A 12,420-nucleotide genomic window follows, 5' to 3' on the forward strand; every position below is an offset into this window, starting at 1 on the left:
TTTTTTGAATAGCAGTGTTTTATTCTTTTTTGGGATTGATACTTTTTTAGCTGTGGGTACTACTTATCTGGTGTATAAAGAATATTTGGTAATAGTTGCCTGGTTTTGGTTTTTTCGATCTATTTTATTACAAGTATTTTATATGGCTTTAATCTATTATGTGTGGAAAATCAACAAGAACAGCTAATTCCGTTTTTATTAATAGGAGGGGTGCTATTATTACTTTTACTGTTTTTGTTTTTACTTTTATTTAATATAGCATTCATTAGAGGATTCGAAAAGAAGAAGAAAAAAAACAAAATTTAAAGTTAGCGCATCAAAAAAAATTGCTTCAAATCAGTATTATAATCCAAGAAAGAGAACGCAAAAGAATTGCTTCGGATCTACATGATCATTTAATTGCTCAATTGCACCGGACAAAGCTAATTAACTTGGATTCCTCCATAAATGGAATGCTTAAAAAAAGTATTGCTATGGCCAGGTATATATCACATGATCTAAGTCCCCCTTTACTAGCTAAAACGTCTGTAACAAGCCTTTTTGAGGATTTTTTAAACCCTTTTCGGGAAAAATATGTTATTACCATATGGTTTTCTCCGGGAAATAATAAAGATATAAATGAAATTAAAAAGCTTCAGCTATTTCGAATTTTCCAGGAAGTAATTGTCAATTGCGACAAACATGCAAAAGCTACGGAAATAGAAGTATTATTAAGAATTTCTAAAAAATATGTACATTTGATTATCAAAGATAATGGCATTGGAATCAAAAAGACATCTGTAAGAGGACTGGGGTTGAAAAATATAGAACTAAGAGTAGCATTTTTAAAAGGAACCTATCGGATACAACAAAATAAGCCAAAAGGAACTGTTTTTATACTTTCAACCCATAAAATAGAAGTTGAAACATTACTACCTCAAACATCTTTAGTGCGCTATTTCTCTATGCGTTTTTTTAGTTGCCGAACTTCCATATGTAAGTCCTGTATCGCATTTCGTACGTCATTGTGATATGTTCTGAAATCAGTAGACAGCCTCATAAAACATTTAAAGAAAGCAAGTATATCTTTACCAGATCGATAGTAGGGCGGATAGCTGGGATTGTCACTTACAACTTTAATACGGTCATGCTCTCTGTATATACGCTTACAAAGCACGCCATGGTCTTTATCTAAGAGGATGTATGTATACCCATCTATTATAGTATTGATGTCATTCAAGTGATTTGCTGCTACATAATCTGCATGCCGTATGGTAGGATGCATACTGTCTCCTTGTATCTGAAAAGCAACGTTGAGTCCGAAAGGAGCATTAGGAAGTGAAATTGCCGGTAATTCTTGTAATTTCTTCGGGTTATCCAACATAGCACCGAAACCGGCAGACGCACTGACATCTGCCACAAGTGTGTTTAATTTTTGAGAATCGGGGGTTATTTCTATAATAGGGCGTTTGTCAATGACTTTTGTTTGCACTTCCGACTTTAGCATCGGGTCTTTTCCGGTCAATAACCATTCAGGATTGATTTCGGAATAATACTTGAGAAATTTCAGTGTATTTTCTTCTGATATGCCTGTTTTTTGTGAAAGAACACCGTTAGAAATACCTGTCTTTTGGTAAAATTCGTACTTGCTTACTTTCTTATAATCAATATACTGTATTATTCTCTGTTTTAATAATGAAAAATCTCTCATATATTTTTGATTAACTGAAATATTTCTATTATATTTGTACAAATATAAGCTAAATCATTTAATATGGCAAACCATACAGAAGTACCACTAAATAAACAAAACAATTGAGGTGAAAAACAACAGATACGGTATTATTATTTATAATAATTATGGATTTTTTAAATGAGTTCAATAAAATAATGGATGAGTCTGCTTATTTTTCTGTTTTGTTCTTGTTGTCATTTTTGTTGCTTCTGCCTTTGCTTTTGTTTAATATCATATTTATTCGGAGGATTCGGAAAGAAGAAGAAAAAAAACGAAACTTACAATTACAGCACAAAAAAAAAGTACTGAAAACTAGTATTGTAACCCAGGAAAAAGAACGCAAAAGAATTGCCTCGGACCTGCACGATCATTTAATTGCTCAATTACACCGGGCAAAATTAATAAACCGAAATACTGCCGTAAATGAAGTGCTTAGCGAAAGTATTGCGGTAGCCAGGCATATATCACATGATCTAAGCCCGCCATTACTAACTCAAACGTCTGTAAAGGAATTGTTTGTAGATTTTTTAAAACCTTTTCAGGAAAAATACATAAATAACTACCTGGTTTCGTTTAAACAACGACGTATTTACTGATGAAGTCAAAAAACTTCAATTATTTCGAATTTTTCAAGAGGTGATTGTCAATTGTGATAAACACGCAAAAGCTACGGAAATAGAAGTACTATTAAGAGTTTCCGAAAAATACATACACTTAGTTATTAAAGACGATGGTATTGGTTTAAAAAAAATGCCTAAAAAAGGACTGGGGTTAAAAAATATAGGGTTAAGAGTTGTATTTTTAAAAGGAAGGTATCGGATACGGCAAAATAAATTAAAAGGAACTATCTTTACACTTTCAATCCCTAGAAATGAAAGTAAAAATACCCCTGGCAATAGTAGATGACGACATACTGGTAGTTCAGCTACTCAGCAATTTTTTACAACAACAAGAGCATTTTAATGTGTCTTTGACTGCTTATAGTGGAAACTCATTTTTAAAGCAGTTGGAAAAAGCGGAAGTAGCTCCGAAAATCGTATTATTGGACTTACGAATGAACGACGGTAGTGGGGTACATACTATTGAAGCGCTCACCTCAAAATACCCTGAGCTAAAAATAATTGTTTTATCGTCTTACTATAAAGACACTTCCACAGGGTATATGCTTAAATTGGGAGTACATGCGTTTTTACCTAAAGAAACGGATAAAGAAGATTTTATTTCTATCTTGTATGAGGTCAATGATAAGGGCTATTTTTTTACCGCCGAACAATTGGAGATACTACGTGGCCAGGTGAGCCACAAAACCCCTAAATTATGTGTTTCGGCAAAAGAAGCCCTAAGTAACAGAGAACTACAGGTGTTACAACTTATTTGCCAGCAATATACCGCCAGACAAATTGCCGATAAGCTATTTGTTACTACAAAAACCGTAGAAGCTCATAAGAGCAATTTATTTTTAAAAACAGGAGTTAAAAATACTGCCGGATTAATTATCTATGCCGTACAAAATCAGCTTATTAACGCAAATGAAATGGTATTATTAGATTGAGGTTTGTTATGTTGTATTGAATCCTGATACAGTTTCGGGCGTCGAACTTTTTTGTCAAATCAATTCTGCAAAGATCTCAAATAATAACTGGTATTGGCACATTTTAGAAATCTTTCGTTTTTTTAATCTTTTAACCCTTTGATTAAATATTTCAAAGACTCTTGGAAAACTAAAAAAAGAACCCATAATTAATAGCATGATACAATTATGAGTTCTTTACGTTTTGATAATTAAGCTTTTACATAGTTTATTCCTGTTTCGGGTCTGCCGTTTTTGTTAGAGACATTTATATGTGGAAGCCCGTTTTGAAGTGTAACAAACGTATAGGTCCATCCATCTGTAAAACTTCTGTCAACTAAAGGTTCTCTGTTATATCTCGGATTAAGGAATACTGATCCTACAATAATTGACGGAGGTATTGCCTCTAGGTGAAATTCTCCGGAATACTCATTAGGAATCCAATTTTGATTTTCCTCAAATTTAAATTTATACCCGATTTTGTTCTTTAATATAAACATAATTTTAAAAATTTATTTTCCTACTCTGTTTAAAATAGCTTTTTCGGATGCCAGCTTTTGTACGTTTTGTACGTGTATTACTCCTAATTTTTATAATAGATGTATAGTGTGCATTCTGAGATTTGGCAAACGCCTTTCCTGTTAAGCCAGGTAACTTATGCATTTAACAATCATTACAAAGAGTAGGAGGATCTGTTTATATTATCCGGGTATCTGTGCACGTAGTGCCCTGTCATACCCTTCAATTAATTTTTTCAACCCGTCGGTAGGGTGTGTTTTATCTATGACTACTTCCAGGCTTGCGATGTTTACATCACTTTCTCTGTCTTTTATTTTTTCCGGGAAAGAAATGGCTAATTCGTCATCAACCAGATTTACTTCCAAATCGGTTTTAAATTTAACCTGGGACATTTCTGTTAAACTTATGGGAACCAGAGAAATAAGAGGTACAATGACTTCTTGCGAAACCACCCCCTTTGCTGTTTCTCTTGGGTATTGTATAGTAACTGTTTTTGGTTTTAATTTTCCCCGGGCTTTAGCAAAAACATCTTTTAAGTCGGTAGAAATTGAACTCATTATTTTTTCTGCCAATTCCGTCGCCCTTTTTTTATCTTGCCCACTCATACTGGAAATAAGAGCATCTTTCAAAGAAGTATTTAGATCTTCTCCGTCAGTTTCTTCAAAATAAAGGTCTATCAATTTTAAACTTTGATTCTGGATGGCGGTTGAAGCTGCCAGTGCACCTTTTTGGATTACCGAAACAAGTTGTTCTAAATTCATGATTTACTTTTTTAATTGTTGTAATTCTTCGTATGCTGTTTTCACTGCAGGAATGCTTTCTTTGCTAACGGAAACAGAGGTATGGCAATCCTTTAGATTAGCAAATAGAAATAATTACTTAAAATAAAAACATAATAGTTATGATGAAATTTCTTTTTTTGCTTCTTTTTTTCTTTGTTAATAACTCTTATTTTGTTGATAACCAAAAACACAAAAGAACGGAGTGAACTTTAGCGGCCAGCTAGCTTTTTAGAGCCATCCCCCGTATTAGTCTCCGTTCTTTTTAAAAGTTACTTAGAACCATATAGAATTTCAGTTTCTGCCCTTATTAAAGGTCTTAGTTTAAGTAACTATTATTAATATCTAATTACAAAATTATGAAAACAAATGAAATTATCGGAATCGATGTCAGTAAATTATTAATTGATGTTTGTATCTATTCTAAACAAATTGTTCAACAGTTTGAGAACAGTAAATCTGGATTTAAATTAATGCTAAAGTGGAGTTTTAAAAATTCGTCTTTCTCTAAAGAAGAAACCATGTTTGTATTTGAACATACAGGAATGTACTCTCATTTATTATCTGTGTCTTTAACTGAACAAAAATTATCTTTTTTCATAGCTTCTGGTTTAGAAATTAAAAGATCTATTGGTATTGCTCGTGGAAAGGATGACCAAATTGATGCCAAACGCATTGCTCTATATGGGTATCGATTAAAAGAAGAACTTAAACCCAGTAAGCTACCTAAAAGAAGTATATTACAACTAAAAAGTCTCTTATCTTTAAGGACAAAACTTAACAAACAAAGAGCTGGTTTTAAAGTTACTTTGAAAGAACAAAAAAGAATTTATAAAGCAAAAGAGTATAAAATAATCTTTGACGTTCAACAAAAAATGATTGCAGAACTAACCAAACAAATACACAAGATTAATACTCAAATGCAAGCTATTATTGACCAAAATATAATGTTAAAAGAAACCTATAAACTTGTTACTAGTGTTAAAGGTATAGGAATGCAAACTGCTATAATGATGATTGTGTTTACTGACAATTTTTCAAAATTTGAAAACTGGAGAAAGTTTGCCTCTTATTGTGGTGTTGCTCCTTTTCCTTACCAATCTGGAACTAGTATTAAAGGACGTACAAAAGTCTCTCATTTGGCTAATAAAAAATTGAAAGCAATTATTAATATGTGCGCTATTTCTGCTATACAACATAACCCAGAAATGAAATTATACTATCATAAAAGAATAAAACAAGGCAAAAGTAAAATGAGTACCGTTAACATTATTAGAAACAAATTAATAGCAAGAGTGTTTGCCGTTGTCAAACGACAAACACCCTATGTAGATACTTTTAAATTTGCTGCATAAATTAGTAAAAATAATATCTCAACTTTTACTTGTTTTTATCATAGAATACGGGGTGGTACAATCAAAGGACTCTCCCTGGAAAAGTAAATCCGGAATGGTTATGATTTCATTTTTACATGTAGGGCATGAAATGTTCAATTGTTTCATGGAGTTAAGATTTTTTGATAACGGATTATTCAATAGTAATATGGTTTGTCAAATACTCATGATGAGCTTTCGTAGTGATAGTGTTAGTTAACCTGCCCTCATGACGAGGGCAGATTAGTTTAGCTATAGTGTATATCCTATTTAGGCATTTCAATAGGATCTATTGAGTTGGCAAATACATCTATAATGGTTTTTACACCATCCGGAAGCGGTATTTGTCCGGCATGTACTTTTACATCATACTCTGCGGAATTACTTTTTTCATAATGAGAATTTTCACTAAAAGTAGAATCCGAAGAATACGAAACACTTCCTTTTACTTCCGCACTAAAAACTCCGTAACCGATTTTTGCGGAAAAACTTCCCTCTCCGGAAAATTTATCAGCTTCTTCTTTGGAAGTTTCCTCTCCGTAAGAAGATTTTACTTCCATATGAAATGCAATGTCCACATTATCCACAGCTAAAGAATTTAAAGGTAAAATAGTTAATATGGGTAGGTTGAATGTGGTACTTACTTCTTCATAAGTAGGTTCGCCACTGTCATTTACACCTAAAACCCCTCTGGTTAAACTCATCTTAATGAGAATAGGGGTATAGTTTTCATCTTTTCCTTCAGCCGTACCTGTTTTTTGAAAACAAGTATCCAAAAGAAATTTGGTTTGTGTAATTGCCATAGCATTGTTTGCGTCTGCTGCTGCCATCAAGGGACCTCCAATCAGGTCTTTCATTGGCAGCCCGTTAAATTGCTCTGCCATTGAGACTAAGGCTTTCTCATTTGCCATAATATTTAGTTTTAGTATTAATTGTTCTTACTCTGTTTATTATTAGGATTTTCAGATTCCTCCTTTTGTGTAACCCGAACTGACAGATAGTAGCTACTCGATTAAATATCACGATTTGATTACCGTACAAATTTGCAATGAAGGTGGGTTACATATATTAGGGGAAATACCAATCTTTTAAAAATTAGAGCATATACCTTTGTGGAAGTAGTAACCGGTATAAATCTATTTTATTTAATTTTTTTTATAAAAAATTAAATAAAAATATATAGCCAGACCAATATAGAATGTCATCATTCGGGTTTAAAAACCTATCGACTCTGGAATCAAGAACCATGACTATCTTGATTCTTATACCAGTTATTATTTTACGATAATTTCAAGTGATAAGTGGTATTGATTCCAGTAGCGTAGCGATCTTGTTTTAAAATTTATCTACATATTTTAATATATGTCAAGTTTTTGATTTAAGAGCTACAAATATAGGATACAAAAAGTGTCAAATTATTGCAAAATAAGCCTATAATAATTCAAAGTTTGTATTGGTATTTGGTGAGTCGTTTATCTCCGAATTTGGTTAAAATATTTTGCTCTGTTGCCCATTTTAAATCTCGGCTTGCGGTGGCTTGGCTTATCTCTTTGAAGTTTTGTAAGTAGTCTTTTCGGCTAAATTCATTAGAGCCTATAACATCTTTGTATAACTCAATTCTATTTTCGGTTGTTAGTGTTCTATTGGGGGTTTTGAGTAAGTTTTCCAAGGATTGGAGTATAATACCTAACATAAACTCGATAAAAGGGGTAGCACTCCCCATTTTATCCGATTGACTTAATACATTGTAGTATTCTGCTTGGTTTTCTTTGATAAGACTTTCAACAGGTAAATATTCAAATACCGGATATTCTTGCATTAAAATTAGGGTTTGCCACAATCTATAATTTCCCCCAAAAATCGGACAGTAATTTAAGTTAGATTTTTAATTATAAATTTACTGTATCATGAGTAGAAGAAGATTCACATCAGAGTTTAAATTCAAGGTGTTTTTAGAATCCTTGAGCGAGCGTTATACGATTCAAGAGTTGGGTTCGTAAATATGATATCCATCCAACCCAAATTACCAATTGGAAGGCTCAATTTTTAAAGAATGGTCAAGCTGTATTTGATGATCGTCCGGTAAAGGATTCAAAAACAGAGTCATAAGAGAAAGAAGATCGTTATTTAAAGAAGATCGGTCAGCAAAAGATGGAGATTGATTTTTTAAAGAAAGCCTTGTCATGAATAAGAGTTCAAAACAGCGTAAAGAACAGGTTGACAAGGCAAGTAAGCTGTCTATTGTAAAGCAATGTGATTTATTACAAATTCATCGTAGTAGTGTGTATTACATTCCAAAGGGAGAGAGTTCATTGAATCTGGAGATCATGAGATTGATAGATGAGGAGCATCTGCTTCACCCATGGCTTGGAGTTCCTCGTATAACTACTTGGCTCAATATGGATAAGGGTTATAAGATCAACAAAAAGCGCATAGAACGCCTTTACAGACTCATGGGGTTGTCTGCCGTTGGCCCCAATCCTAATACTTCCAAAAGAGGTAAAGGGCTTTGCATAGAATCTATAAGTACCTGTTGAGTAAGTTAAAGATTAGACATTCCAATCAAGTGTGGGCAATGGATATTACCTACATTCCAGTTCAGGGAGGGTATTTGTATTTATGTGCTATTATAGACCTTTACAGTCGTTATGTAGTGGGTTGGTCATTATCCAACACGATGACAAGTAACCGGTGCAGAGAAACCTTACAAGAGGCTATTGAAAAACATGGAAAACCAGAGATTCTCAATACAGATAAGGGGAGTCAGTTTACTGCCTATGAGTTCTGCGATTGGGTAACTCATCCTGATAGAGCCATCAAGCTCAGTATGGATGGTAAAGGAAGAGCTATTGATAATATTTTCATTGAACGATTATGGCGTAGTGTCAAATACGAACATGTATATTTGTTTCCAGCTAGTGACGGTAGAGAATGTTATAGAGGTTTAAAGGAGTATTTCGAGTATTACAATACACAAAGAAGGCATCAAAGTATCGGTAATCAACATCCTCAAACCATTTATCAACAAACCCTAAAAATAGCAGCATGAGATATGATGATACTTTGGGGAGTTATTCACAAAAAATGAGAGTTATCAGCCTCCACCCGGACCCCCTCTTTCAAGGGTCAACGACAATTTATGGGGATTGATTATTTTAGATGCATAAAAAAAGACGATGCATTTAGAATTATTAGCATCTATCCTCCCTCAAGATTTATTACTTCATTTTGATATTGTATTTTTTGAAGAATTAGGAGATATTTCAGTTAAAAAGGATGCTTTTCACATTTATTTAGAAGAGAAGAATATTCTACCAGAGGGTTACTCAAAGGGTAATTATGAGTCCAAAGGTTTTATTAGCAGTAAACAGATTCAAGATTTTCCCATACGCGGTAAAGCAGTTTATCTACATATAAAAACAAGACGATGGCGAGATAAGAAGACTAAAAAGGGAGCGATTAAAAATGATTATTCATTCATTGCAGAAGGTTCTAAATTAACGTCAGAACTTTCTGATTTTTTAAAAGCTACAGGTAGAGGCCCGAGAAGATACGATCAGTAATATAGCGAGTTATTACGGTATTTACCCACGAACTTTACAACGCCATTATAAGAAACAGATAAGTGGGTTTGATAGTTGGAATCAAAAGCCCCATTGTGAAGATTATCTTATTTATCCGAAGAATATAGGAGAGTATTTAAGTCTTGATGAAGTAAGTCTATCTAAAGGTGAACTTTATACCTATTTGACCAACAAGAACGGACGAAGTAAACAAGGAACTTTAGTGGCTTGTGTAAAAGGAATTAAAAGTGATGATATTATTACTGCTATTGAAAGAATACCCTTAGAACAACGCAAACAAGTCAAAGAAGTAACTTTAGATATGGCAAATAATATGAATTTAACAGCTAAGATTTGTTTTCCAAATGCTAAAATTGTTACCGATAGATTTCATGTGGTAAAACTGGTAACAGAAGCTTTACAGCATGTTAGAGTACAGCATCGGTGGAAAGCAATAGAAGATGAAAACAAAGCGATTGAAGCTGCTAAAAAAGCAAGGAAGAAACACAAACCCATAGTGCTATCTAATGGTGATACAAAAAAGCAACTTTTGGCTAGAAGTAGATATATTTTAGCTAAAAAGACAAACGATTGGACACCTAATCAAAAACAAAGAGCAGAATTATTATGTAATCTTTATCCAAACATCCAACAAGCCTATAAACACACTTTAGAATTTAGAAGCATTTATCAAGAAAAATGTAAAGTAAAAGCCAAACAACGATTTGAACATTGGTTTGAGGATACAGAAAAATTGGAATTTAAAAATTTCAATACAGCAATGAACAGTATTAAACATCATTTTAATACCATCTTAAACTTTTTTGACAATAGGAATACAAATGCAAATGCAGAGTCTTTTAATTCAAAAATAAAACTCTTTAGAGCCAATCTGGACTTGCTACATTTAGAGTGACAAAGAGTTAAGCTAATTTTATCTAAAATAACTTAACCATATGAAACGAAGAAAATACAGTAAAGAGTTTAAAATTAAAGCAGTAGAATTAAGCAATGTACGAGGTAACACAAAGCAGATTGCCATGGAATTGGGAATCAGTGCAGATCTTATTTACAGATGGCGTAGAGAATTAGAACAGCGTCCTGATTTAGCTTTTAGCGGTAATGGCGTCAAACAACTCACAGAAGATCAGAAAGAGTTAGAGCGATTACGTAAACAGCTCAAGGATGTTACCATGGAGCGGGATATCTTAAAAAAGGCCGTGAGCATCTTCTCCAAGAGCGATCGGAAGTATTGAAATTTATCAAAGATTACAGTAGAGAATATCCGGTTGGGAAGATGTGTAAAATTTTTAAAATTAGTAGAAACAGTTATTACAGGAGTAAGAATTATGTTCCATCAGATAGAGATGGAAAAAATCGTATGCTACTCTCTGAGATTCACCGTATCTGTGAGCGAAGTAAATCTACTTATGGAAGTCCTAGAATTACAGAGGAACTCAAAGCTAAAGGGTTTAAAGTATCTAGGTCTAGGGTAGCACGATTGATGAAAAAACACGGGATTAAAGCAGTTCGTAAAAAGAAATTTGTTGTCACGACAGATTCTAAGCATCAATATCCGGTAGCTGATAATGTATTGGATAGAGATTTTAGAGCTACCGCTGCTGCACAGAAATGGGTTTCTGATATTACCTATTTAAAGACTGCACAAGGATGGCTGTACTTAACGGTAATTATTGACCTGTTTGATCGTAAAGTCATTGGTTGGTCTTTGAGCAATGGACTCAAAGCAAGACAAACTATCATTGCTGCATGGAGAATGGCTGTAAACAACAGAATGCCTTGTGAAGGTATGATTTTTCATTCTGATCGAGGTGTACAATACGCATCTCATGCGTTTGTTAATATCCTTAAAAGTTATCATGTAACACCCAGTATGAGTAGAAAAGGAAACTGTTGGGATAATGCAGTAGCTGAATCTTTTTTTAAAACAATCAAAACAGAACTAATGATAGACAATAAGTTTATATCCAACAAAAGTCTTCAAATTAAAGTCTTTGAATACATAGAAACTTGGTACAACAGATACAGAAGACATTCTGCTCTTGGTTACAAAAATATCATCGAATTTGAAAAATTATATCAAATCAAAAATGTAGCTTAACTTTTTGTACCATTTTTTGTTGCATATCCAATCAAAGAGGCGTAAGAGATACACAATTTTTCCTCTTTAGGCTTGAAAAATTATTCGCTTAATCCCCATAAAATTTACTTGAGCCTCTTTCAACATCATTATCTCATTTAAGTTTTAATAAAATCTGTCCTATCAATGGGGGGAATTATAGTTTTTCCAAACCAACCAACCATTATTACTGCTTCCTATGCAAAAATCGGCAGCAGTACTGGGACTTTTAAACGTATAGTCTGTTTTGAGGGTAATACTACCTTGTACGGTTTCTGTATATTCTTCAATGAAGTGATTGCGTTTATCTTCCCAACCAAAAGATTGGACAACAGTAGCGGCAATTATACTTCCTTTTAAGACTGTAAACCCATTTTCATTATAAAAGCCTTGTGCATCTGATTTTCGCCCCTTTGTGTAGAATATTTCGTAAGCATTGTTGGTATTACTATTGGATTTAAAAATGGTAAAACCTGTAAATTCTGTAATAAACTTAATATCATTAAAGAAATCATGTAAGGTATCTATTGAGTGGCGTTGTAGTTTAAGTTGTTTAGGGTTTTGTTCATTTTCTTCCGTATTGTAATTGTTTATTTCTCTTGCGTGATGAAAGATTTCATTGTGTGATTTAGAAAGCTGGTTTTATGTTAATTATGGGATAATTTTTTTTTTTAAGAAAGCTAATTATTTCTGCTTAAGCTGATTTTTTGAAACATCAGAAAACCCTTTTTCTAGTTGTCCAACGTTAGTTGAATTATTAAT

At 33.2% G+C, this 12,420-nt stretch carries 15 protein-coding genes and 1 pseudogene; 10 read left to right on the forward strand and 6 right to left on the reverse strand.

Annotation, left to right across the window (positions count from 1 at the left end; translation table 11 throughout):
* Window positions 1-326 precede the first annotated feature (326 nt).
* Window positions 327-1,010 carry a histidine kinase gene (locus GKR88_07110; GenBank protein QMU64081.1) on the forward strand — a complete coding sequence of 228 codons (684 nt, stop codon included), beginning with the start codon at window positions 327-329 and terminating at the stop codon, window positions 1,008-1,010.
* On the opposite strand, the gene GKR88_07115 is transcribed toward GKR88_07110, so the two are convergent.
* Window positions 935-1,690, reverse strand: a complete 756-nt coding sequence (locus GKR88_07115) for a hypothetical protein (GenBank protein ID QMU64082.1) — start codon at window positions 1,688-1,690, stop codon at window positions 935-937. The two genes, GKR88_07110 and GKR88_07115, sit on opposite strands and share 76 nt — an antisense overlap.
* Before the next feature lie 149 nt (window positions 1,691-1,839).
* On the opposite strand from GKR88_07115, the gene GKR88_07120 reads away from it, so the two are divergent.
* Genes GKR88_07120 through GKR88_07130 form a run of 3 tightly spaced genes read left to right on the forward strand, consistent with a single transcriptional unit; the run spans window position 1,840 to window position 3,266 of the window.
* The gene (locus tag GKR88_07120) at window positions 1,840-2,310 is read left to right on the forward strand and encodes a hypothetical protein (GenBank protein ID QMU64083.1); all 471 of its coding nucleotides are present in this window, start codon (window positions 1,840-1,842) and stop codon (window positions 2,308-2,310) included.
* The gene (locus GKR88_07125) at window positions 2,270-2,620 is read left to right on the forward strand and encodes a hypothetical protein (protein ID QMU64084.1); all 351 of its coding nucleotides are present in this window, start codon (window positions 2,270-2,272) and stop codon (window positions 2,618-2,620) included. Before GKR88_07120 ends, GKR88_07125 begins: the two co-directional genes overlap by 41 nt.
* A complete protein-coding gene (locus GKR88_07130; GenBank protein ID QMU64085.1) occupies window positions 2,586-3,266 on the forward strand; it encodes a response regulator in 681 nt (226 codons plus the stop codon). Before GKR88_07125 ends, GKR88_07130 begins: the two co-directional genes overlap by 35 nt.
* A 230-nt stretch (window positions 3,267-3,496) precedes the next feature.
* Here the strand turns inward: GKR88_07130 and GKR88_07135 are convergent, their stop codons facing one another.
* Both GKR88_07135 and GKR88_07140 read right to left on the reverse strand, forming a co-directional pair.
* On the reverse strand, window positions 3,497-3,784 hold the full coding sequence (locus GKR88_07135) for a hypothetical protein (GenBank protein ID QMU64086.1): 288 nt from the start codon (window positions 3,782-3,784) through the stop codon (window positions 3,497-3,499).
* Between the two features lie 201 nt (window positions 3,785-3,985).
* Window positions 3,986-4,564, reverse strand: coding sequence for a DUF2589 domain-containing protein (locus GKR88_07140; GenBank protein QMU64087.1), 579 nt, complete (start codon window positions 4,562-4,564; stop codon window positions 3,986-3,988).
* Window positions 4,565-4,941: 377 nt separating this feature from the next.
* Between GKR88_07140 and GKR88_07145 the strand changes: the two genes are divergently transcribed.
* Complete coding sequence (locus tag GKR88_07145) at window positions 4,942-5,937, forward strand: transposase (GenBank protein ID QMU64088.1); 996 nt, start codon at window positions 4,942-4,944, stop codon at window positions 5,935-5,937.
* Window positions 5,938-6,221: 284 nt separating this feature from the next.
* Here GKR88_07145 and GKR88_07150 read toward each other — a convergent pair whose 3' ends face one another.
* Together GKR88_07150 and GKR88_07155 are read right to left on the reverse strand one after the other, a co-directional pair.
* The gene (locus GKR88_07150) at window positions 6,222-6,839 is read right to left on the reverse strand and encodes a DUF2589 domain-containing protein (protein QMU66662.1); all 618 of its coding nucleotides are present in this window, start codon (window positions 6,837-6,839) and stop codon (window positions 6,222-6,224) included.
* Between the two features lie 557 nt (window positions 6,840-7,396).
* Window positions 7,397-7,798, reverse strand: a pseudogene (locus tag GKR88_07155) (Fic family protein).
* A 340-nt stretch (window positions 7,799-8,138) separates the two neighbouring features.
* Between GKR88_07155 and GKR88_07160 the strand changes: the two are divergent.
* The 5 genes from GKR88_07160 to GKR88_07180 all read left to right on the forward strand — a co-directional run bounded on the left by GKR88_07160 (window position 8,139) and on the right by GKR88_07180 (window position 11,640).
* Window positions 8,139-8,492, forward strand: a complete 354-nt coding sequence (locus GKR88_07160) for an IS3 family transposase (GenBank protein ID QMU64089.1) — start codon at window positions 8,139-8,141, stop codon at window positions 8,490-8,492.
* Entirely contained in the window at window positions 8,489-9,004 is a 516-nt protein-coding gene (locus GKR88_07165; protein QMU64090.1) for an IS3 family transposase, read from the forward strand. The genes GKR88_07160 and GKR88_07165 overlap by 4 nt, the downstream gene beginning before the upstream one ends.
* Window positions 9,005-9,131: 127 nt before the next feature.
* On the forward strand, window positions 9,132-9,518 hold the full coding sequence (locus GKR88_07170; GenBank protein ID QMU64091.1) for a hypothetical protein: 387 nt from the start codon (window positions 9,132-9,134) through the stop codon (window positions 9,516-9,518).
* Between the two features lie 58 nt (window positions 9,519-9,576).
* On the forward strand, window positions 9,577-10,434 hold the full coding sequence (locus GKR88_07175) for a DDE transposase (GenBank protein QMU64092.1): 858 nt from the start codon (window positions 9,577-9,579) through the stop codon (window positions 10,432-10,434).
* Window positions 10,435-10,474: 40 nt separating this feature from the next.
* Window positions 10,475-11,640 (forward strand): IS3 family transposase gene (locus GKR88_07180; protein QMU64093.1). Its coding sequence is split into 2 segments (ribosomal slippage): window positions 10,475-10,724 and window positions 10,724-11,640, totalling 1,167 coding nucleotides; the frame shifts between segments, so codons are not numbered across the junction.
* Between the two features lie 162 nt (window positions 11,641-11,802).
* Here the strand turns inward: GKR88_07180 and GKR88_07185 are convergent.
* A complete protein-coding gene (locus GKR88_07185) occupies window positions 11,803-12,273 on the reverse strand; it encodes a DUF4357 domain-containing protein (GenBank protein QMU66663.1) in 471 nt (156 codons plus the stop codon).
* Between the last annotated feature and the right edge of the window lie 147 nt (window positions 12,274-12,420).

Source organism: Flavobacteriaceae bacterium, from assembly GCA_014075215.1.
In the GTDB taxonomy this organism is placed as follows: domain Bacteria; phylum Bacteroidota; class Bacteroidia; order Flavobacteriales; family Flavobacteriaceae; genus Polaribacter.